Genomic DNA, 20,572 nt, shown 5'->3' on the forward strand with positions numbered 1-20,572 from the left:
CCCCCCCCCCGGACCGACCAGCAGGAGGAGGAAACGCGATGATCACCAAACGTAACGTCGGCCATGCGCCGCGCGTGACCGAGGTCGCGAAGGAACTGGGCGAGATCGGCTGCTGCATCGGATGCGAGAATTGCCGCGGCTTGTGCCAGGCCGTGATCGAGGCCATAGCTGTCCCCGAGGCCGTTTTGCACCGGGGGACGCAATGAACAAGCCGTTGAAACAGCACCTGATCGACCCGGAAATCTGCATCCGCTGCTATACCTGCGAGATGACCTGCCCGGTGGGCGCGATCGAGCATGACGAAAACAACGTTGTCGTGAATCCGGACACCTGCGATTTCTGCATGGATTGCATCCCGGTCTGTCCGACCGGATCCATCGACGAATGGCGCGTGGTCGAGAAACCCTATTCGCTCGAAGAGCAATACGAGTGGATGGAACTGCCCGAACAGGGAGAGGTGTCCGTGGCCGAAAGCGCCGAGGATGGCACCGAAAGCGGTGAGGACCCGGTGGCGGCCCTGCTGGCAGAGGCGCACAAGGGCGCCGGCGGCAAGTCCAAGGCGCCGGCAAGCGCGGCCAAGCCGACGGTCAACCTCTACAACCTTGCCAGCCCGGTCGAGGCGGTGGTGCAGGGCAACTATCGCCTGACCGCCGAAGGCGCGGACACGGACGTCCGCCACATCATCCTGGATTTCCAGGGCAAGCCCTTTCCGGCTCTCGAAGGTCAGTCGCTGGGCATCATCGCGCCGGGAACCGATGCCGAGGGCAAGGCGCATCTGCCGCGGCTCTATTCCGTGTCCTCGCCCCGCGACGGCGAACGGGCGGGCTATCACAACGTCTCTCTGACGGTGAAGCGCGAGGAAAACGGCGTCTGTTCGAACTACGTCTGTGACCTGAAAAAGGGTGACAAGGTGCAGGTGACGGGGCCATTCGGCGCGACCTTCCTGATGCCGAACGATCCCGATGCGCGGCTCTTGATGATCTGTACCGGCACCGGGTCGGCGCCGATGCGGTCCTTCACGATGGCGCGTCAGCGCACCGTGGGCAAGAAATCCGGGGGGATGGTGATGTTCTTCGGTGCGCGTACGCCGGACTCGCTGCCCTATTTCGGACCGCTCAACAAGGTGCCCTCCAGCCTCTTGCAAAAGCACCTGGTGTTCAGCCGGATGCCCGGCCAGGACAAGGAATACGTCCAGGACCGGATGCGCGTCGAAGAGGACATCGTGGCGGACATGCTGCAGGATCCCAACACCCATATCTACATCTGCGGGCTGAAGGAGATGGAGGAGGGCGTTGAGCGGGCGTTCACCAATATCGCCGAAAGCATCGGCCAGCAGTGGCGCAACCTGCGGGATGTCCTTCGCGAAGAAGGCCGCTATCACGTCGAGACATACTGATATGGAAGACCGTCCCGACAATGCCCACCGGCATGTGATCCGCGTGACCTGGGGCGATTGCGACCCGGCAAGGATCGTCTACACGGCGCGCATCCCCTGGTTCGCGCTGGATGCCATCAACGGCTGGTGGGTCGAGAATCTGGGCGGCGATGGCTGGTTCCAGATGGAGATCGACCGTAACGTCGGCACGCCCTTTGTCCGGCTGGAAATGGATTTTCGCAGCCCGATCACGCCCCGGCATGAACTGGTCTGCCACGTCTGGCCGGTGCGCCTGGGCGAGACCTCGATCACTTTCCGGGTCGATGGCGAACAGGACGACAAGCTGTGTTTCTCCTCGCGGACGGTCAGCGTTTTCATCGAGGCGGATGCCTTTGCCAAGCGCACGCCGCCCGAAGATATGCGCGCCGCGATCGAAGCGCGGCTGCCCGCGGCCTAGGCCGGGGCGCTTGAGCCATGACCGGAGCGGCGCGCGGGGCAGACGAGGCGGATCCCACGGCGCTTTACCGGTTGGTCGGAGACCGCGTGCGGGCCGCCCGCAAGTCTTCGGGCCTGACGCGGCAGGACCTGGCAGAGCTGTCCGGTGTCTCGCCGCGCTACCTGGCCAAGCTGGAAGGTGGTCACGGCAATATCTCGATCGGCCTTCTGAAACGCGCGGCGCTTGTCCTTGGTCGTCCGATGGCAGAGCTTTTGGCCGAGGAGGATCCACTGGCGCCGGACCTGGCGCAGCTCGCAGAGCTTTACCGCAATGCCTGCGTGGCGACGCGGGCAAAGGCATTTCGGGTGCTGGATCCGGGCCGCCTGCGCGCGCAAAAGGCCGAGCGTATCTGTCTTGTCGGTCTGCGCGGGGCAGGCAAGTCTACCCTCGGTGCGCGCATCGGTGCCGACCTTGGCCTGCCCTTTGTCGAGATGAACGCCGAGATCGAGCGCAGCGCCGGAATGGCAGTGTCCGAGATCATCGCGTTGTACGGACCGGAGGGCTATCGACAGATCGAGGCAGAGGCGCTGGACCGGCTCTTGTCGATGCAGAGCCGGATCGTCCTGGCCGCCAGTGGCGGCATCGTCGAAGAGCCGCAGACCTTCGAACGGATGCTGGAGGGCTTTCACTCGGTCTGGATCAAGGCCGCGCCGGGGGATCACATGGATCGGGTCCGGGCGCAGGGGGACACGCGGCCAATGGCAGGGAACCCGCGCGCCATGTTGCAACTGCGCGAGATCCTGAAGGCGCGAGAGGTGAGCTATCGCAGGGCCGAGCATCACCTCGACACCAGTGGCCGATCGGTAGAGCAGTCCTTGCAGGACCTGCACGGGTTGATCGCGGCGCAGGGGCTACTGGAAGGGCAGGGAGGCTAGGGTTTCGCCCTTTGCGCGGGTCATGGCCTGGTGTTTCGGAGTAGTCTGGCGGCCAAACCTGGTTGATTGTTTTCAGGCACAAAATTTGCTAAGTATGCATATCAGAATGAAGTATAACAAATTCGGATGGGGGTATCATGGCTTCGACAGGGCTGAACTGGGCCATCCTGACGGCAGGGCAACTGTCCTTCCCGTTCCTCGTGGATCGGTGTGAGCACCGACCCTGATAATTCCATTCAACACGGAGGCGACCATGCAGGCCTATATCCCTTACGGCGCTTACTGGAGCACACCCTTTGCCCGTTGGCAGGGAGAGTTCGCGCAGCTGCACGCGATGGAATTCGCGGCGCATGTGACACGCGAGGCACTGGCGCAGCGTGACATTCCGGTCGAGACCTTCGATTTCGCGGCCTACGGTCTGACCGTGCCGCAATACCGCAGTTTCTACGGCCTGCCCTGGTTTACGGGCATGATCGGGGCGGAACGGCTGCCGGGGCCGACCGTCAACCAGGCCTGCGCGACGGGCGCGCGCCTGCTGGCCACGGCCGCTGGCGAATTTGCCATCGGGGCGGCCTCTGCCGCGCTGCTGGTGTCCGGCGACCGGACCTCGAACAGTCCACATGTCTACTATCCTGCGCCGGGAGCCCCAGGTGGCACAGGGCAGAGCGAGGACATCGTGCTGGAAAGTTTCAACAAGGACCCCTTTGCCCGCTGTGCGATGATCGACACGGCCGACAACGTGGCGCGTCGCGAGGGGATCGAGACCGCCGAACAGCATGAATTGACCTTGTTTCGGCAGAGCCAGTACCAGGAGGCGCTGCAAGACGACCGGGCCTTTCAGAAACGCTATATGGCGGCGGAGTTCGCAGTGCCCGACCCGCGCTTTCGCAAGACGGTCGGGACGATCTCGGGCGATTGCGGCGTCTATCCGGCCTCGCCCGAGAAGATGGCAGGGTTGAGGCCGGTGCGCGAAGGCGGCTCGGTGACCTTTGCTGCCCAGACCCATCCGGCGGATGGCAACGCCGGGCTGGTCATGGTGTCCGACCCGGCCCGGGCGCGGGACCTGGCCACGCGCGGGGATGCGCCGCTGGTCGAACTGGTGGCCGTGGCGCAGGCGCGCGAGGAAAAGGCCCATATGCCCGCGGCCCCCATCGGTGCGGCGCGCCGCGCGCTGGAACTGTCGGACCTGTCGATCGGTGACATGGACGTGGTCAAGTCGCACAACCCTTTTGCGGTCAACGACATCGCCTTTGCCCGGGCCTTTGGCATCGATTGGCGCGGCATGAACAACTTTGGCAGTTCGCTGATCTGGGGACATCCGCAGGGACCGACCGGCCTGCGCGCCATCATCGAGATGATCGAAGAGTTGGAAATTCGGGGCGGCGGTTATGGTCTTTTCCAAGGCTGCGCGGCGGGCGACTCCGCGATGGCGCTGATCCTGAAGGTGCAGTAAAATGAGCCTCCGGACAGCGCGAATTTCTGGGTCACAGAGGGCTTGCGCTGTTCGGAACGTGCTGCTAGGAAGCCGCACGGTTTCCGGCAGGGTCGCCCTGCAAGACCTGATGTGCCGCCTTAGCTCAGTAGGTTAGAGCGCTTGATTGTGGATCAAGAGGTCCCCCGTTCGAGCCGGGGAGGCGGTACCATCATCTCTCGGACATCATTGGACTTCTGCGTGTAACAGGATCGCTGCCAAGGCCGTGTTGCCAGTGTGTCAGCCCTTGTTTTGCTCCGTGGTCACGACCCGGGTGCCCCAGGACTGGCAGGCCGTGGCAAGGCCGGGGGGCAGTGGCGCGTCGGTAAAGAAGGCGTCGAGGTCGGCCAGCGAGGCGATGCGGGCAGGGGCGCTGCGCGAGAACTTGGTGTGGTCGGAGACCAGGAAGGTCTTGCGCGACTGCCGAAGAATCGCCTGGCTGACGCTGACCTCCTGGATGTCGAAATCGAGCAGGTCGCCATCGCGGTCCAGCGCCGAACAGCCGATCACGGCGAGATCGAATTTGAACTTGCGGATCGTCTCTGCCGCGAGATTGCCGATCAGGCCGCCGTCCGATCGGCGCAACTGGCCACCTGTCACGATGATCTCGCAGCCGGGATTGCCGGCGAGGATGTTGGCCACGTTCATGTTGTTCGTGACCACCATCAGGTTCTCGTGGTGTTTCAGCTCTTCGGCGACGGCTTCGGTCGAAGTGCCGATGTTCAGGAAGAGGGAGATGCCGTTGGGGATCTCGTCGGCGCAGGCCCGCGCGATGGCGCGCTTGGCCTCCTGGTTGAGCGACCGGCGTTCGCCGTATTCGATGTTCGTCGTCCCCGAGGGCAGGACCGCGCCGCCGTGCACGCGCTCCAGCCGGCCGGCCTCTGCCAGGTCAGTCAGGTCGCGGCGGATGGTTTGCAGCGTCACACCGAAATGCGCGGCGAGCCCTTCAACCGTGACCTTGCCTTCGCGCCGCGCGATGTCGAGAATCTCTGGCTGCCGGAAGGATTGGGACACGTTCAGGGCTTTCGGGTCTGGGTGTTCATTGCGTGGTGCCCGTCAGCCTTTCCCGAAACGCGCGAAATGGCAACCAATAGGATCGGAAAGCAGCGAATTTGGGTTCGTTTTCTGCAGAAGCGAAACGAATTGACGCTTCGAGAGCTGTGTGATTCGGGTAAAACGAACGGAAACGAAAAATCTTTCATTGCTCCGCGCCATGTTTTTGGTCATAACTCTTGCAGAGACGCGCATGGGGGGATTCGCGTGGGACGATCAGCTGACAAGGCGGTTACTGACCTGTTCATCATCGGCGGCGGCATCAATGGATGTGGCATTGCGCGGGATGCAGCCGGGCGCGGATTGTCGGTCACCCTGGCAGAGATGAACGACCTTGCCTCGGCGACCTCATCGGCTTCGACCAAGCTGTTTCACGGCGGTTTGCGCTATCTCGAATATTTCGAATTCCGCCTCGTGCGTGAGGCGTTGATCGAGCGCGAGGTGTTGCTGCGGGCGATGCCGCACATCAGCTGGCCAATGCGTTTTGTGCTTCCATATCATAAGGATATGCGGTTCGATTCGGAGACGCCGACGTCGAAACTGCTGGGTCTGTTCATGCCCTGGATGAAGGGGCGGCGCCCGGCCTGGCTGATCCGCTTGGGGCTGTTCCTGTACGACAACCTCGGCGGGCGCAAGATCCTGCCGGGGACCAGGACCGTGGATCTGGTCGGCGGGCCTGAGGGCGCCCCGCTGGAGGACCGGTTCGAGAAGGCCTACGAATACTCCGACTGCTGGATCGAGGATTCGCGCCTTGTGGTCCTGAACGCACGCGATGCAGAGGCGCGCGGCGCGCATGTCATGACTCGTACCAAGGTGCTCAGCGCGACCTGCGAAGATGGGCTTTGGCGCATCGAAACGCGCAATACCGAAAGCAACGCGACCCGCACGTTCTACGCGCGGATGCTGGTCAATGCCGGTGGGCCCTGGGTGGGCGACATCATCCAAACCAAGGCGCGGTTGAACTCCCGCGAGGGGGTTCGCCTTGTCCGGGGCAGTCACATCGTCACCAAGAAACTGTATGACCATGACAAGTGCTATTTCTTCCAGGGCACCGACGGGCGGATCATCTTTGCCATTCCCTACGAGACGGATTTCACCCTGATCGGGACGACGGATGCCGAGCATGACGATCCGTCCGAGAAGCCGGAATGCACCCCGCAGGAACGCGACTACCTGCTGGATTTCGCCAATCGCTATTTCAAGCGCGACCTGGTGCCCGAGGACGTCGTCTGGACCTATTCCGGTGTCCGTCCGCTGTATGACGATGGCGCCAGCAGCGCGACAGCCGCCACGCGGGACTATACGCTGAAGGTCGATACCAGTGCCGGCGCGCCGATGCTGAACGTCTTTGGCGGCAAGATCACCACCTATCGCCGGCTTGCGGAAAGCGCGCTGGAAAAGATCGGCACGCAGCTTGAAGTCTCAAAGGGGACCTGGACCGCGGGCGTACCTTTGCCGGGCGGGGATTTCCCGGTGCCTGGCGTGGACAGCCTGATTTCGGATCTCAGGGCCACTTATCCATTCCTGACCGAGTTTTGGGCCAGGCGGCTGGTGCGGGCCTACGGAACCGAGGCCGTCAAGGTGCTGGGGGATGCGAAAGCGGCCGCCGACCTTGGGCGCGATTTCGGCGCGACCCTGACCGAGGCCGAGATCACCTGGTTGATGACCCATGAATATGCGCGCACCGCCGAGGACGTGGTCTGGCGCAGGAACAAGCTGGGGCTTCGGCTGGACGCCGGTCAGATCGAGGCCCTGGATGCCTGGATGGCCCGCAATCGCCACAGCACGCCCGCAGCAGCGGAATGAGGAGGAGAACCCGATGACGCTGGAACTGAAAGGCGTGTCGAAGACCGTGGAGGGGCAGGTGCATATCCACCCCACGGACCTGAAGCTTGAAAAGGGCACGATGAACGTGCTGCTTGGGCCGACCCTGTCGGGCAAGACATCGCTGATGCGCCTGATGGCGGGGCTGGACGTTCCGGCGACGGGGCAGGTGATCTGGAACGGCGAGAACGTGACCGGCCAGCGCGTGCAGGACCGCAAGGTGGCGATGGTCTACCAGCAGTTCATCAACTACCCGTCGATGAGCGTCTACGACAACATTGCCTCTCCGATGAAGCTGATGGGCGTGGACAGGACCGAGATCGACCGCCGCGTGCGCGAGACCGCCGACCTGATGAAGCTTACACCGATGCTGGACCGCAAGCCACTGGAACTGTCCGGCGGGCAACAGCAGCGCTGCGCCTTGGCGCGGGCGCTGGTCAAGAACGCGGGGCTGGTGTTGCTGGACGAGCCGCTGGCCAACCTGGATTACAAGCTGCGCGAGGAGTTGCGGGTCGAGATCCCCAAGATCTTCGAGGCCTCCGGCAGCATCTTTGTCTATGCCACGACCGAACCGGAAGAGGCGCTGTTGTTGGGCGGCAATGTCGCCACGCTGTGGGAAGGACGGATCACGCAGTTCGGCCCGACGCCATCGGTCTACCGCCAGCCCGTCGATGCAACCACGGCGCGGGTGTTCAGCGATCCGCCGATGAATTTCCTGCAGATTTCCAAGACCGGCGACCGGATCATGTTCGGCGACGGGCAGAAGGCACCCGCGACGGGCAAGATCGCCGAGCTGGCCGATGGCCGCTACACGGCCGGGTTCCGGCCCAACCACCTGGAAATCGGCAAGCACGCGGCGGACGCGATGGAGTTCAAGACGCGGCTCAGCGTGACCGAACTGACCGGCTCCGAGACCTTCGTGCATCTCGACCATCACGGCGAACGCTGGGTGGGACTGATCCATGGCGTCCACGACCTGACGCTGGGCGCAGAGCTCAGTGTCTGGCTGGACCCGCGCCATGTCTATGTATTCGGGCAGGACGGCCGGCTGGTCGCGCCCGCCGCCTACGCGCTCGCGGCCTGAGGGAGGGGACCATGGCCAAGATCACGCTCGACAATCTCGCGCATTCCTACCTGCCGAACCCGGCCAGCGAGGACGATTACGCGCTCAAGGAACTGAACCATGACTGGGAGGACGGGGCCGCCTATGCGCTGCTGGGGTCCTCCGGATGTGGGAAATCCACGCTGCTCAACATCATCTCGGGGTTGCTGCATCCCAGCCAGGGCCGCATCCTGTTCGACGGGCAGGACGTGACCCAGGCGCCGACGGCGGAACGCAATATTGCGCAGGTGTTCCAGTTCCCGGTCGTCTACGACACGATGACCGTGCACGACAACCTGGCCTTTCCGCTGCGCAACCGGGGCCGGGACGAGGTCTATGTGGCCGAGCGCGTGCAGGAAATCGCCCGCATGATCGGCATGGAGGACATGCTGCGGAAAAAGGCGCGCGGCCTGACGGCGGATGCCAAGCAGAAGATTTCGCTGGGCCGTGGCATGGTGCGCAAGGATGTGAACGCCCTGCTGTTCGACGAGCCGCTGACCGTCATCGACCCGCACATGAAGTGGGAGCTGCGCACCCAGCTGAAAAAGTTGCACCACGATTTCGGTCATACGATGATCTACGTCACCCACGACCAGACAGAGGCGCTGACCTTCGCGGACAAGGTGGTGGTGATGTACGATGGCCGCGTCGTGCAGATCGGTACGCCCGAAGAGCTGTTCGAGCGGCCCGAGCATACCTTCGTCGGCTATTTCATCGGCTCGCCGGGCATGAACGTCATCCCGGCCAAGGTTGATGGCAACAAGGCCTATATCAACGGATCTTTCGTGCAGCTGGCCCAGGGCTACAAGCCGCTGGACGGCAAGGTCGAGATCGGCGTGCGGCCCGAGTTCGCCCGCCTGAGCCAGTCCGAAGGCCTGCCCGTCAAGGTGCGCCGTGTCGAGGATGTCGGCCGGCACAAGATCATCCGGGCCGAGTTCTTCGGCAATGACATCAACATCATCGCGGGCGAGGACGTTCACGTCAGCGCCGACATGAACCGCGTCACCTTCGATGCGGCTCACGTCAACGTCTACGCCGATGACTGGCGCGTGCAGGGGGAGGCCGCGTAATGGAAAAGACAGTCAATCAGAAGGCATGGTTCCTTGTTCTGCCGGTTCTGCTGCTGGTGGCCTTTTCGGCGGTGATCCCGCTGATGACCGTGGTCAATTATTCCGTTCAGGACACCTTTGGGAACAACCAGTTCTTCTGGGCCGGTCTCGAATGGTTCGAAGAGATGCTGCGGTCGGAACGCATGTGGGACGCGTTGGGCCGCCAGCTGATGTTCTCGGGCATCATCCTGGCGATCGAGATCCCGCTGGGGATCTTCGTGGCGCTGAACATGCCCAAGGGCGGTTTCTGGGCCTCGCTCTGCCTGGTGCTGATGTCGCTGCCGCTGCTCATTCCGTGGAACGTGGTGGGGACCATCTGGCAGATCTTCGGCCGCGTGGACATCGGCCTGCTGGGGTACACGCTGGACGCCTTGGGCGTGAACTACAACTACACGCAGGACACTGTTGCCGCGTGGATCACCATCGTCGTGATGGATGTCTGGCACTGGACCTCGCTGGTAGCGCTGCTGGCTTATGCCGGGCTGAAGTCAATCCCCGACGCCTACTACCAGGCGGCCAAGATCGACCAGGCGAGCCGCTGGAAGGTGTTCCGTTTCATCGAACTGCCTAAGATGATGGGTGTGCTGATGATCGCGATCCTGCTGCGCTTCATGGACAGCTTCATGATCTACACCGAGCCATTCGTCGTCACCGGCGGTGGTCCGGGCAACGCGACGACGCTCTTGTCGATCGATCTGGTCAAGATGGCCCTTGGGCAGTTCGACCTTGGACCCGCCGCCGCCTTCTCGATCATGTATTTCCTCGTGATCCTTCTGATCAGCTGGGTATTCTACACCGTGATGACCAACCTCGATAAGCGGGAGGGCTGAGACATGGCCGACGCGACCGTCAACCAAAGCTCGTCCCGCAAGGCCGCGCTGCCCCGGATCAACAGCCGCGCCGTGGTGATGACGCTCTACCTGCTGTTCCTGCTGTTGCCGATCTACTGGCTGCTGAACATGAGCCTGAAGACCAACACCGAGATCCTGAACGAGTTCACGCTCTGGCCGCGCGACCTGACCTTTGCCAACTATGCCACGATCCTCACGGATCCGGCCTGGTACATGGGGTACGTCAACTCGCTGATCTACGTGGTGATGAACACCGTCATCAGCCTCGCGGTGGCGCTGCCGGCGGCCTATGCCTTTTCGCGCTATCACTTCATGGGTGACAAGCACCTGTTCTTCTGGCTGCTGACCAACCGGATGGCGCCGCCGGCGGTTTTCGCGCTGCCCTTCTTTCAGCTGTATTCCAGCGTCGGGCTGTTCGACACGCATATCGCCGTGGCGCTGGCGCACTGCCTGTTCAACGTGCCGCTGGCGGTCTGGATCCTCGAGGGTTTCATGCGCGGCGTGCCGAAAGAGATCGACGAGACTGCCTATATCGACGGCTACAGCTTTGGCACCTTCTTCGTGAAGATCTTTACCCCGCTGATTGCCAGCGGCATCGGGGTCGCGGCCTTCTTCTGCTTCATGTTCTCATGGGTGGAACTGCTGCTGAGCCGGACGCTGACCACCGTGGACGCGAAACCCATCGCCGCCATCATGACCCGCACGCAGGGCGCATCGGGCATCGACTGGGGCGTTCTGGCCGCCGCCGGTATCCTGACCATCGTGCCGGGGGCGCTCGTGATCTACTTTGTCCGCAACTACATCGCCAAGGGCTTTGCCCTGGGCCGCGTGTGACGCGGGAAAGGGAGGAAAAACAATGGACTGGATGGCATGGACCTGGCCGACCGCGATCTTCTTCATGGTCATCGCCACGCTGCTGATCACCTTCACGATCCTCGCGATCAAGTTCCCGGAAACGCCCCGCATGGGCATTCTGCGGATCGAGACGACGCGCGGTGATCGGCTTTTCATCACTCTTCTCGGCTCGGCCTTCATCAACTTGGCCTGGCTTGGACTGGTCGGCGCGAACCAACCTTACGCGCTGATTGTCTGCCTGATCTACGCCGCGGCGGTCTTCCGTTGGGTGTAGCGACGGGCGCGGGGCCGGGACCAGAGGAGACCCGGCCGCGATTTGCTTGTTCCTCAGTTAATGGTTCAAAATGGGAGGATACCAACAAATGAACCTCAACCTAAAGACAACCACGGCAGCGCTGCTGATCCTCGCGGGTCCGGCCTTTGCCGACATGGACGCCGCGCGCGCGTTCCTGGACAGCGAGATCGGCGATCTCTCTGCCCTGCCGCGCGACGCCCAGGAAGCGGAGATGCAATGGTTCATCGACGCCGCCGAGCCCTTCGCGGGCATGGAAATCAAGGTCGTCTCCGAGACCATCACCACGCATGAATATGAAGCGCAGGTGCTGGCCCCGGCCTTTACCGCGATCACCGGCATCAAGGTCACCCATGACCTGATCGGCGAGGGCGACGTCGTCGAGAAACTGCAGACGCAGATGCAGTCGGGCCAGAACATCTACGACGGCTACATCAACGACTCGGACCTGATCGGCACCCACTGGCGCTATCAGCAGGTGCGCAACCTCACCGACTGGATGGCCGGCGAAGGCGCCGACGTGACCTCGCCGACGCTGGACCTTGATGATTTCATCGGCCTCAGCTTTACCACCGGGCCGGATGGCAAGGTCTACCAGTTGCCGACCCAGCAGTTCGCGAACCTTTACTGGTTCCGCTATGACTGGTTCAACGATCCCAAGAACCAGGAGGACTTCAAGGCGGCCTACGGCTACGACCTTGGCGTTCCGGTCAACTGGTCGGCCTACGAGGACATCGCCGAGTTCTTTACCGGTCGCGACCTGTCGCACATGGGTGTCGATGGCGAAGTCTTCGGCAACATGGACTACGGCAAGAAGGACCCGTCGCTTGGCTGGCGCTACACCGACGCGTGGATGTCGATGGCCGGCATGGGAGACGTGGGTGAGCCCAACGGCCTGCCGGTCGACGAATGGGGCATTCGCGTCAACGACCAGAGCCAGCCTGTCGGCTCCTGCGTTGCACGTGGCGGCGCCACCAACGCGCCCGCGGCGGTCTATGCCGTGACCAAGGCGATCGAGTGGCTGGAGAAATACACGCCGCCCGCCGCCGCTGGCATGACCTTCTCCGAGGCCGGCCCGATCCCGGCGCAGGGCAACATCGCCCAGCAGATGTTCTGGTACACCGCCTTCACCGCCGACACGGTCAAGCCGGGTTTGCCGGTGATGAACGAGGACGGCACGCCCAAGTGGCGCATGGCCCCCTCGCCGCATGGCGTCTACTGGAAAGAAGGCCAGAAGGTCGGCTATCAGGACGCGGGTTCCTGGACGCTGATGAAGTCGACCCCGGTCGACCGTGCCAAGGCGGCCTGGCTCTATGCCCAGTTCGTCACCTCCAAGACCGTGGACGTGAAGAAAAGCCATGTCGGCCTGACCTTCATCCGCGAATCCACCGTGCAGCACGACAGCTTTACCGATCGTGCCGACAAGCTGGGCGGCCTGGTCGAGTTCTACCGCTCGCCCGCACGCGTGGCATGGTCGCCGACCGGCACCAACGTACCTGACTACCCCAAGCTGGCACAGCTGTGGTGGCAGAACATCGGTGACGCCATGTCCGGCGCCAAGACCCCGCAAGAGGCGCTGGACGCGCTCTGTGCGGACCAGGAACGCGTGATGGAACGCCTAGAGCGTGCCGGCATCCAGGGCGACATCGGTCCCAAGCTGAACGACGAGCGTGACGCCGAATACTGGTTCGACCAGCCCGGCGCGCCCTATGCCAAGCTCGACGACGAAGACGAAGAGCCCAAGACCGTCAGCTACGATGAGCTGATCAAGTCCTGGCAATAAGCCTTCCTCCCAGGTCGGGGCCCTTCGGGGCCTCGACCACCTCTTGTTTTCCCCCCATACTCGGCGCTGCGACAGCGCAACCTGAAATCGCTTTGAGGAGAGGCGGTCATGACCCATATCCTGGCCATCGATCAGGGCACGACGTCCACCCGCGCCATCGTCTTCGACCCTTCCATGTCTATTGTCGCCACGGCGCAGGAGGAATTCCCCCAGCACTACCCGGCCTCGGGCTGGGTGGAACATGATCCGGCGGATCTCTGGGCGACGACTGCCGCCACGTGCCGTGCCGCGATCGAAAAGGCGGGCGGGCCGGGGATCGCCGCCATCGGTATCACCAACCAGCGCGAAACCACGTTGGTCTGGGACCGCAAGACGGGCAAACCGATCCACAATGCGATTGTCTGGCAGGACCGGCGCACCGCCGACCTGTGCCGCACGCTGAAGGATGAGGGGTTCGAAGACGTGGTGACAGACCGCACGGGCCTCTTGCTCGATCCCTATTTCAGCGGGACGAAACTGGCCTGGCTGCTGGACAACGTGGACGGCGCCCGCGCACGCGCCGAGGCCGGAGAGCTTGTTTTTGGCACAGTCGACACATGGCTGGTCTGGAACCTGACCGGGGGCGCGGTGCATGTCACCGACGCCACGAATGCCGCGCGCACCATGCTTTATGACATCCGCAAGGGCGGCTGGTCACGAACGATCTGCGACCGGCTGAACATCCCCATGTCGATGCTGCCAGAGGTCCGCGACAGCGCCGCCGATTTCGGCCAGACCCGTCCGGACCTGTTCGGTGGCCCGATCCCCATCCTGGGGATTGCCGGGGATCAGCAGGCGGCCACCGTGGGGCAGGCCTGTTTTGCTCCGGGTATGCTGAAGTCGACCTATGGCACCGGCTGTTTTGCTCTGATCAATACCGGCGATACGCCGGTCCGCTCGCAAAACCGCCTTCTGACCACCATCGCCTATCAATTGGACGGCAAGCCGACCTACGCCCTCGAAGGCTCGATCTTCATTGCCGGTGCGGTGGTGCAGTGGCTGCGCGACGGGCTGAAGATCATCCGCGAGGCGAAGGAAACCCAGCCGTTGGCCGAAGGTGCCGATGACGCCCAGAACGTGGTTCTGGTGCCCGCCTTTACCGGGCTGGGTGCGCCCTACTGGAACGCCGAATGCCGCGGCGCGGTTTTTGGTCTGACCCGCAATTCAGGCCCGGCAGAACTGGCCCGTGCCGCGCTGGAAAGCGTCGGCTACCAGACCCGCGACCTGCTGGCCGCCATGCAGGCGGACATGGGCGGGGTCAGCGATGCGGTGCTGCGCGAGACGTCAGATGCAACCCTTCGGGTTGACGGCGGCATGAGCGCCTCGGACTTTGCGATGCAGTTCCTGTCGGACATCATCGGCGCGCGGGTCGACCGGCCCGAGGTGCTGGAAACGACCGCATTGGGCGCGGCCTGGCTGGCCGGTCAGCGTGCCGGGATCTACCCCGAGCAGGCTAAATTCGCAGCAGGCTGGGCGTTGGACAAAAGCTTTGCCCCGGCGATGGATGAGGCGATGCGCCAGGAAAAATACGCGGCTTGGCAGCGCGCGGTCGACGCGACGATGCGCTTTTGAGACCGGCGAGAGCGGGGCTGTCCTATCAGCCCCGCTACGTTCTTGGGTGAAGGCGGGCTCAAGCCTCGCCGTCGTCCAAGACAGCGCTGTCGCGGTCGGCCATCTGGGCCAGCTTGATTTGCATCAGCACCGACATTTCATCGTAATTCGTCCATTCATCGACGATGCGGCCGTTTTTGATGTGGAAATGGCTCATGCCCATGATCTGCACCCGCTTGCCGGTGGGCGCGCCCAGTTCCTCCATCACGCCCCAGCCCTGATGGTGCCCCTCGATCAGCCAGCGCACGGCGACCTTGGTGCCGCCTTCCTCGCAGGGGACTGAACAAATGTGCTGCGGCATGTAAAAGCCGTCGGGCACAGTGGCATAGAGGCCGACCGTCTGGTGCGTGACCGCGCCGTGCCCGTAAAGTTCTTTCATTAGCGGGCCGTGGTACTGGACCGTGGGTGCGTAGACCTCGCGGATCTTGCCGAACATGCGCTTGTTGTGGATCTCGTGCAGCCACTCTAGGACCTCGCGTTCGAGGTCCGTATTGGCGATCTCGGTATCGGGGGCGGTCTCGGGCGGGTACTGGCCGATCAGGCGGCGGTTTTCGCCCATGTCGACCGCCAGCAGGCCCTTTTCGAAATAGGGGCGGGCCAGGTTCTCGGCATAAGCCTGGGCGTCCAGCCCGATCTGTTTCACCTGCGCCATGCTGTCGACCACCAGCCATTCGCGGTAGATCATGTTCTCGTAGATCATGCAGTCGGCGATGGTGCGCGCGACAAAGGTCCGGCCCGTGGGCTTGCCATAGATGCCCGGCTGGGTGTGCCGCCCGGTGCCGGTGACGAGATGCGAAGTGTAGAAACCGTCGTCCTCGTTGCCGTTCCAGATCACCTGGGTGGCCATGCCGCGGCGTTCCGGCAGCATGAACATCCGCTTGATCGTGTCATGCACGACGTCCTCGCGGTTATAGATCGTGCCGGTGGCATGATAGACGACGCAGTTGTGCGTGTAGTGGGTATAGATCAGCCCCACATCGCGTTCGTCCCAGATGCGATGCGTGCAGCGGACGATGTAATCCACGATGTCGGTATAGATCGGATCGAACCCCCGCATCGGCTGCGCGCGGGCGCGGTCTTCGGGGACGAGATCGACAAAGTCGCGCCGCTCGACCTGCAGCACGGATGCCGGGGTGGTCTTTCCCGGGGGCGTGTCCTCGCCCCCGGGGGCCGTTTGGCTTGCTGGCTGGTCCTTCGTGGCCATTTCTTTGTCCTGACGTTGCGGTTTCACTTGCGCGGAATGAAGCACGACATGCATACGATTGCAAGCTTCGTGTCACTCCAGCCCGGCGCCGCGTCGGAAATGACTCTGCATGCGGTCGAGGACGTCCACGCCCATCTGCATCAGCAGGTCCAGGATATCGAGCGGCACCCAGTTTTCGCGAATCAGGCCCTGGTGGTGCAGGTAGAAATCCATCACCCGCATCATCACCGGGCGCCCCGTGGCCGCGAGGCCCAGGAAATCCGGCCCGTCGTGCGTGGCAAAAACACTGGGCCAACCGCCGGTCACCGAGTAGGGGCCGTCACCCACGCGGATATAGTGGCCGCCCTTGTGCTGTGCCTTCAGCTCGGCGATTTCATCCCATTGTCCACCGCCCTTGCGCCCGGGAAATGCGCGGCGGAAAGGCAACTGGTGATAGTCCACAAATCCCTGAAGACCGCGTGTCGTGCCGATGCCCGACGGCCCATACCACATCATCCTGGGGTGCCAGTGGTCCTTTTGCGGCATGGTCATCAAACCCTCGCGCCCGCGCTTCTCGAAGTCGTCGTAGGCGGCCAAAGTGCCATGCATGGCAAGGGTTTGCGCGATGCTGGATGCGCCTTCGTCCGGGTCCTGCGGGGTAAAGATCAAGCCGTCGCCGGTGATCGGCCCGGGCCACATGCCTTCTGTTCCCAGGCTCGGGGCCAGCGGCCAGAAACCGGCCTGCCGGATCACGTCCAGAACGTCCCAAAGGCAATTTGTCTGGAAGATCTTGCTGTCGCGGATCTCGTGCACCTCGCCGTAGCGCAGGTAGACGGGGCGACCGGTCGCGGGAATGGTCAGCCAGTCTTGCCGGAAGGTGCCACAGTAGTGGCCCATCATGGCGACATAGGTGCGGCCCTCGTACTCTCCTCCCATGACGATCAGGTCGCGCCGTTCGAGATCGGGCAGGGCGGTCATCAGCGGCCGCCAGAGCGAATCGGTGAGGAAGTCCAGCCCGACTCCCTCGTTCATCGGATGGGCGGCGCGGACCTCGACCTCGGGGTGGTAGAGCGCCGCGAGTCGGGCGCCCATATCTGCCTGTCCACCTTCGCAAAGTGCTGACAGGTCCTTGTGCAGGCTGAGTTTCAACGCGGTGATGTCAGTGGTCATGCTGGTCTCCATTTGGGGGCATTCTGGCGTTTGCAGGAAAATATTGCAATCGTATTCATGCATTGCTACGGTAAAGGAGTTCCGGGCACGGGTCCGGGGCGACGGAAGGCAAATGACCATGACAAGCGCGCCACCCCGGACAGAAAAGAGGCCGGGGTAGAAATCGGGAGGCTGTCCGGGTGGCCGGAGGGCGTGCGCAGTTCCAACGGGAGAGATCGGAATGAAGTTCAATGTTAAGGCAACGGTCGCCGCGGGTGCGCTGATTGCATCGGCAGGCGGCGCCTGGGCCGACTGCGGCATCGAAAGCGGCTCGGTCCGCATTCTGTCGAACGACTTCGACGCGCTGCACGCGGTGGCCGACTGGGCCGCGAAATGCGCCAGCGACAAGGTCGAGGTGACCAAGAACCACACCGAGGAACACAAGAACATCCAGGTGCCCGCGCTGACGACCAACCCGGCCAGCTACACCGTCGCCGTTGTCGCCACCAACTCCATCGTGCCGCTGCTCAGCGACGGTCTGATCCGGCCGCTGGACGAATACGTCGAGAAATGGGGCGGCCAGCTGCAGGACAGCCAGAAGATCGTTGTCGACGGCAAGATCATGGCGATCGCCTTCATGGCGAATGCCCAGCACATGTTCTACCGCGAGGACCTGCTGAAAGAGCACGGCATTCCCGTGCCCACAAGCTATGACGAGATGTTTGCCGCCGCCAAAAAGCTGCGCGAGGCAGGCGTGATGGAAACGCCGATTTCCTCCAACTACATGCCGGGCTGGAACATCGCGGCCGAGTTCGTGAACAACTACCTTGCCACCGGCAACGACTTCTTCGTGCCCGGTAGCGCCGAGCTGGCGATCGACAACGAGGACGGGCTGCTCGTTCTCAACAACATGAAGAAGATGCTGGACTACATGAGCCAGGACTGGGCCACCTTCGACAGCAACGCCCAGAAACCGATCTGGGAGGCGGGCGAGGCGGCCATTTCGATTTCCTGGGGGTCGCGCGCAGGCGCCTATATCGCCGACGACAACCCGGCGCCGGAAATCGCAGCCAATACCGCTTTTGCCGCCGCGCCCACGATCGGCGAGTACGACATCCCCTCGGCGGCGCTCTGGTGGGACGGGTTCACAATTGCCAAGAACATCTCGGACGAGGATGCCGAGGCGTCGTTCCGCGCGATGATGAACGGCCTGTCGCAGGACATGCTGGCCGCCAACATGGATGCTGCGGTCTGGCTGATCGACGGCTATGAACCGACACCCGCGGCCAGTGGCGTGATCGCCGACCTGCAGGCCGGCGCGCGCCCCTATCCGATGCTGCCCTACATGGGCCTGCTGCACACCGCGCTTGGCGACAACCTGGCAGAGTTCCTGCAGGGCAAGGAAAGCGCTGAACAGGCACTGGCCGACGTGACCGCGGCCTATACCACCGCCGCCACCGAAGCCGGCTTCCTGAACTAGGGACGATCCGGCCGGGGTCGCCGCAGGGCGGCCCCGCTCACCCCAATCAGCGGAACGGATGACCTCGCGCCTCTGTCTGGCGCGACAAGGGGAAAGTCATGCCTCACAAGACGTTCATGGCCTTTATATGGCCGTCACTCCTGGCGATGGTGTTGTTCATCGCCTTGCCGATCCTGTCGGTGGGTTACCAGTCGCTTTTCATCGAGCACAAACAGATCCTGATCGAGTCCGAGACCTGCGGGCCGTTCGGCTGCAAGAACGAGGTCACCGTCGACGTCGAGGCGATGGCGGAACTGCGGGCCGAAAATCCGGCTGGACGGTTCAACGGGCTGGGGACCTACACCAACGCCAGTCATCTTGCCTTTGACGAGATCGGCGAGATCTTTGCCACCAGCGAGAATTTCGGCGAGATCCGCAACCGGATCATGAACCTGCCATTCTACAAGGCGCTGATCTTCACGCTGGCCTATACCTTTATCGTGACCCCGCTGGTGATCATCCTGGGGTTCATCATCGCGGTGGTGGTCAATTCCATTCCCAAGATGCTCAAGGGGCCGGTGATCTTCTTCTCGCTGCTGCCCATGCTGGTGACGCCCCTGGTGGGGTCGCTGGTGCTGTTCTGGATGATCGACAGCCGCGGGATCATCGGGGCCGGGCTGCAGGCGCTGTTTGGCGATCCGACCCTGTCGCTCAAGGCTTCTCCGACGCTGACCTGGATCACGCTCTTCGTCTACGGGGTCTGGCACTCTGCGCCATTCGCCTTTGTGGTCTTCTACGCCGGTTTGCAGACCGTGCCGCAGGATACGCTGGAATCGGCGATGGTGGACGGGGCAAGCCGGTGGGAGCGGGTGCGTTTCGTGACCATCCCCTACCTGATGCCGCTGGCGACCTTCATCGCGCTGATGCAGCTGATGGACAACTTCCGCATATTCGAGCCGATCATCGGCTTCTCTGCCGCGGCCAGTGCCACCTCGCTCAGCTACCTGATCTACAACGATCTTCGCGCCGCTGAATCGCCGCTGTTCGGCTCTGCCGCGGCGACCTCGATGCTGACCATTGTCGGCGTCGTCATCCTGCTGTTGCCGGTCCTGCGCCGCAACTGGCGCGAATTCAACCGCAAGACCTGAGGGAGGGCCCGGTCATGTCCGATCTTGCCAACAAGAAACCGCCATCGCTGGTGGCCCTGTCGACGATTTTCGTGCTGTTCTGGCTGATCGTCGCCGCCTTCCCGTTTCTCTGGACGATGTGGGGATCATTCAAGGTCGAGGGGGATTTCTTTTCCCGCGCCGACTGGATGAACGCGATCACGGGTCCGGTGACGGAACGCCAGCATGGCGCGCCTTTCACGCTGGACGGGTATCGCGGCGCCTGGATCGAACAGGAATTCTGGCGCGCGGTCGTCAATACCGGCATCGTCGTCTTCTTTACCGTGATCATCTCGCTGACACTCGGCACGCTTGGCGGCTATGCGCTGGCGCGGTCGGGGTTCAAGTACACCTTCTGGCTGCTGATGGCGGCGCTGGTGTTCCGCGCCATGCCGCATGTGACGCTGGTTTCGGGCTACCTGCTGCCGTTCTTCCAGATGAACATCTGGGGCTATCTGCCCACAACGATCATCGTGCTGGTGGCGATCAACCAGCCTTTCACCCTCTGGATGCTGCACAGCTTCTTCCTATCGATCCCCAAGGATCTGGATGAGGCGGCGATGGTGGACGGCTGCACCCGGTTCCAGGCGTTCCGGCTGGCGATCATCCCGGTGATGTGGCCGGGTGTGGTCACGACGGGGCTGTTCAGCTTCCTCTTGGCCTACAATGACTTCGCCGTCACTTCGATGCTGCTTACGCAGGAAAACGCGACGATGATCCCCAAGATCAACTCGTTCCTGGGCTCCACCCAGGAAGAGGGCAAGGTGATGTATGCCGTCGCCGCCGTCGTCTCGGCCATCGTGCCGCTCTTCGTGCTCATCCTGTTCTTCCAACGTCAAATCGTGAGCGGCCTGACCGCTGGCGCCGTCAAGGGATAAG

The 20,572-nt window shown here is 63.0% G+C and carries 19 protein-coding genes and 1 tRNA gene; 17 read left to right on the top strand and 3 right to left on the bottom strand.

The window, feature by feature from the left end; genetic code table 11:
- Positions 1–38 precede the first annotated feature (38 nt).
- The 6 genes from RBB42_RS16630 (at position 39) to RBB42_RS16655 (ending at position 4,389) form a co-directional block, all read left to right on the top strand.
- Positions 39–206: a hypothetical protein gene (locus RBB42_RS16630; protein ID WP_157903837.1), complete on the top strand. Its 168-nt coding sequence runs from the start codon at positions 39–41 to the stop codon at positions 204–206.
- Positions 203–1,396, top strand: coding sequence for a benzoyl-CoA 2,3-epoxidase subunit BoxA (boxA, locus tag RBB42_RS16635; RefSeq protein WP_305970721.1), 1,194 nt, complete (start codon positions 203–205; stop codon positions 1,394–1,396). Before RBB42_RS16630 ends, boxA begins: the two co-directional genes overlap by 4 nt.
- A 1-nt stretch (position 1,397) precedes the next feature.
- The gene (locus RBB42_RS16640) at positions 1,398–1,832 is read left to right on the top strand and encodes an acyl-CoA thioesterase (RefSeq protein WP_305970720.1); all 435 of its coding nucleotides are present in this window, start codon (positions 1,398–1,400) and stop codon (positions 1,830–1,832) included.
- 17 nt (positions 1,833–1,849) lie between these two features.
- A complete protein-coding gene (locus tag RBB42_RS16645; protein WP_305970719.1) occupies positions 1,850–2,746 on the top strand; it encodes a helix-turn-helix transcriptional regulator in 897 nt (298 codons plus the stop codon).
- Positions 2,747–2,999: 253 nt separating this feature from the next.
- Positions 3,000–4,199, top strand: a complete 1,200-nt coding sequence (locus tag RBB42_RS16650; RefSeq protein ID WP_305970718.1) for a thiolase family protein — start codon at positions 3,000–3,002, stop codon at positions 4,197–4,199.
- A gap of 113 nt (positions 4,200–4,312) precedes the next feature.
- Positions 4,313–4,389, top strand: a tRNA-His gene (locus RBB42_RS16655).
- A gap of 68 nt (positions 4,390–4,457) precedes the next feature.
- Here RBB42_RS16655 and RBB42_RS16660 read toward each other — a convergent pair.
- Complete coding sequence (locus tag RBB42_RS16660; RefSeq protein WP_305970717.1) at positions 4,458–5,231, bottom strand: DeoR/GlpR family DNA-binding transcription regulator; 774 nt, start codon at positions 5,229–5,231, stop codon at positions 4,458–4,460.
- Between the two features lie 246 nt (positions 5,232–5,477).
- Between RBB42_RS16660 and glpD the strand changes: the two genes are divergently transcribed.
- From glpD to glpK, 8 genes are all read left to right on the top strand, one after another.
- Positions 5,478–7,076, top strand: a complete 1,599-nt coding sequence (glpD, locus tag RBB42_RS16665; RefSeq protein WP_305970716.1) for a glycerol-3-phosphate dehydrogenase — start codon at positions 5,478–5,480, stop codon at positions 7,074–7,076.
- Positions 7,077–7,089: 13 nt separating this feature from the next.
- On the top strand, positions 7,090–8,178 hold the full coding sequence (locus RBB42_RS16670) for an ABC transporter ATP-binding protein (protein ID WP_305970715.1): 1,089 nt from the start codon (positions 7,090–7,092) through the stop codon (positions 8,176–8,178).
- An 11-nt stretch (positions 8,179–8,189) separates the two neighbouring features.
- Positions 8,190–9,266, top strand: coding sequence for an ABC transporter ATP-binding protein (locus tag RBB42_RS16675; protein WP_305970714.1), 1,077 nt, complete (start codon positions 8,190–8,192; stop codon positions 9,264–9,266).
- Positions 9,266–10,135, top strand: coding sequence for a carbohydrate ABC transporter permease (locus tag RBB42_RS16680; protein ID WP_305970713.1), 870 nt, complete (start codon positions 9,266–9,268; stop codon positions 10,133–10,135). Before RBB42_RS16675 ends, RBB42_RS16680 begins: the two co-directional genes overlap by 1 nt.
- Before the next feature lie 3 nt (positions 10,136–10,138).
- On the top strand, positions 10,139–10,990 hold the full coding sequence (locus tag RBB42_RS16685; RefSeq protein ID WP_305970712.1) for a carbohydrate ABC transporter permease: 852 nt from the start codon (positions 10,139–10,141) through the stop codon (positions 10,988–10,990).
- 22 nt (positions 10,991–11,012) lie between these two features.
- Positions 11,013–11,285 (top strand): DUF2160 domain-containing protein, encoded by a 273-nt coding sequence (locus RBB42_RS16690; protein ID WP_305970711.1) that lies wholly within the window; start codon positions 11,013–11,015, stop codon positions 11,283–11,285.
- Positions 11,286–11,373: 88 nt separating this feature from the next.
- Positions 11,374–13,086: an ABC transporter substrate-binding protein gene (locus RBB42_RS16695; RefSeq protein WP_305970710.1), complete on the top strand. Its 1,713-nt coding sequence runs from the start codon at positions 11,374–11,376 to the stop codon at positions 13,084–13,086.
- A 108-nt stretch (positions 13,087–13,194) separates the two neighbouring features.
- Positions 13,195–14,697, top strand: a complete 1,503-nt coding sequence (gene glpK / locus RBB42_RS16700) for a glycerol kinase GlpK (protein WP_305970709.1) — start codon at positions 13,195–13,197, stop codon at positions 14,695–14,697.
- A 58-nt stretch (positions 14,698–14,755) separates the two neighbouring features.
- On the opposite strand, the gene RBB42_RS16705 is transcribed toward glpK, so the two are convergent.
- Both RBB42_RS16705 and RBB42_RS16710 read right to left on the bottom strand, forming a co-directional pair.
- The gene (locus tag RBB42_RS16705; RefSeq protein ID WP_305970708.1) at positions 14,756–15,940 is read right to left on the bottom strand and encodes a nuclear transport factor 2 family protein; all 1,185 of its coding nucleotides are present in this window, start codon (positions 15,938–15,940) and stop codon (positions 14,756–14,758) included.
- A 72-nt stretch (positions 15,941–16,012) separates the two neighbouring features.
- Positions 16,013–17,089, bottom strand: a complete 1,077-nt coding sequence (locus tag RBB42_RS16710; RefSeq protein WP_305970707.1) for an ester cyclase — start codon at positions 17,087–17,089, stop codon at positions 16,013–16,015.
- A gap of 220 nt (positions 17,090–17,309) precedes the next feature.
- Between RBB42_RS16710 and RBB42_RS16715 the strand changes: the two genes are divergently transcribed.
- The 3 genes from RBB42_RS16715 to RBB42_RS16725 all read left to right on the top strand — a co-directional run bounded on the left by RBB42_RS16715 (position 17,310) and on the right by RBB42_RS16725 (position 20,571).
- Entirely contained in the window at positions 17,310–18,548 is a 1,239-nt protein-coding gene (locus tag RBB42_RS16715; protein WP_305970706.1) for an ABC transporter substrate-binding protein, read from the top strand.
- Between the two features lie 98 nt (positions 18,549–18,646).
- Positions 18,647–19,675 (top strand): carbohydrate ABC transporter permease, encoded by a 1,029-nt coding sequence (locus tag RBB42_RS16720; RefSeq protein WP_305970705.1) that lies wholly within the window; start codon positions 18,647–18,649, stop codon positions 19,673–19,675.
- Between the two features lie 14 nt (positions 19,676–19,689).
- A complete protein-coding gene (locus RBB42_RS16725; RefSeq protein WP_305970704.1) occupies positions 19,690–20,571 on the top strand; it encodes a carbohydrate ABC transporter permease in 882 nt (293 codons plus the stop codon).
- The last annotated feature ends 1 nt before the right edge of the window (position 20,572 follow it).

The organism is Mameliella sp. MMSF_3455 (assembly GCF_030733205.1).
Classification (GTDB): domain Bacteria; phylum Pseudomonadota; class Alphaproteobacteria; order Rhodobacterales; family Rhodobacteraceae; genus Antarctobacter.

What these genes read in the sequence shown, in the direction of transcription:
- RBB42_RS16630 (WP_157903837.1), top strand. Translation starts at nt 39, where the DNA reads ATGATCACCAAACGTAACGTCGGCCATGCGCCGCGCGTGACCGAGGTC.
- RBB42_RS16690 (WP_305970711.1), top strand. Translation starts at nt 11,013, where the DNA reads ATGGACTGGATGGCATGGACCTGGCCGACCGCGATCTTCTTCATGGTC.
- RBB42_RS16710 (WP_305970707.1), bottom strand. Translation starts at nt 17,089, where the DNA reads ATGACCACTGACATCACCGCGTTGAAACTCAGCCTGCACAAGGACCTG.
- RBB42_RS16685 (WP_305970712.1), top strand. Translation starts at nt 10,139, where the DNA reads ATGGCCGACGCGACCGTCAACCAAAGCTCGTCCCGCAAGGCCGCGCTG.
- RBB42_RS16715 (WP_305970706.1), top strand. Translation starts at nt 17,310, where the DNA reads ATGAAGTTCAATGTTAAGGCAACGGTCGCCGCGGGTGCGCTGATTGCA.
- glpK (WP_305970709.1), top strand. Translation starts at nt 13,195, where the DNA reads ATGACCCATATCCTGGCCATCGATCAGGGCACGACGTCCACCCGCGCC.
- RBB42_RS16680 (WP_305970713.1), top strand. Translation starts at nt 9,266, where the DNA reads ATGGAAAAGACAGTCAATCAGAAGGCATGGTTCCTTGTTCTGCCGGTT.
- RBB42_RS16650 (WP_305970718.1), top strand. Translation starts at nt 3,000, where the DNA reads ATGCAGGCCTATATCCCTTACGGCGCTTACTGGAGCACACCCTTTGCC.
- RBB42_RS16725 (WP_305970704.1), top strand. Translation starts at nt 19,690, where the DNA reads ATGTCCGATCTTGCCAACAAGAAACCGCCATCGCTGGTGGCCCTGTCG.
- RBB42_RS16720 (WP_305970705.1), top strand. Translation starts at nt 18,647, where the DNA reads ATGCCTCACAAGACGTTCATGGCCTTTATATGGCCGTCACTCCTGGCG.
- RBB42_RS16670 (WP_305970715.1), top strand. Translation starts at nt 7,090, where the DNA reads ATGACGCTGGAACTGAAAGGCGTGTCGAAGACCGTGGAGGGGCAGGTG.
- RBB42_RS16675 (WP_305970714.1), top strand. Translation starts at nt 8,190, where the DNA reads ATGGCCAAGATCACGCTCGACAATCTCGCGCATTCCTACCTGCCGAAC.
- RBB42_RS16695 (WP_305970710.1), top strand. Translation starts at nt 11,374, where the DNA reads ATGAACCTCAACCTAAAGACAACCACGGCAGCGCTGCTGATCCTCGCG.
- RBB42_RS16640 (WP_305970720.1), top strand. Translation starts at nt 1,398, where the DNA reads ATGGAAGACCGTCCCGACAATGCCCACCGGCATGTGATCCGCGTGACC.
- RBB42_RS16705 (WP_305970708.1), bottom strand. Translation starts at nt 15,940, where the DNA reads ATGGCCACGAAGGACCAGCCAGCAAGCCAAACGGCCCCCGGGGGCGAG.
- boxA (WP_305970721.1), top strand. Translation starts at nt 203, where the DNA reads ATGAACAAGCCGTTGAAACAGCACCTGATCGACCCGGAAATCTGCATC.
- RBB42_RS16645 (WP_305970719.1), top strand. Translation starts at nt 1,850, where the DNA reads ATGACCGGAGCGGCGCGCGGGGCAGACGAGGCGGATCCCACGGCGCTT.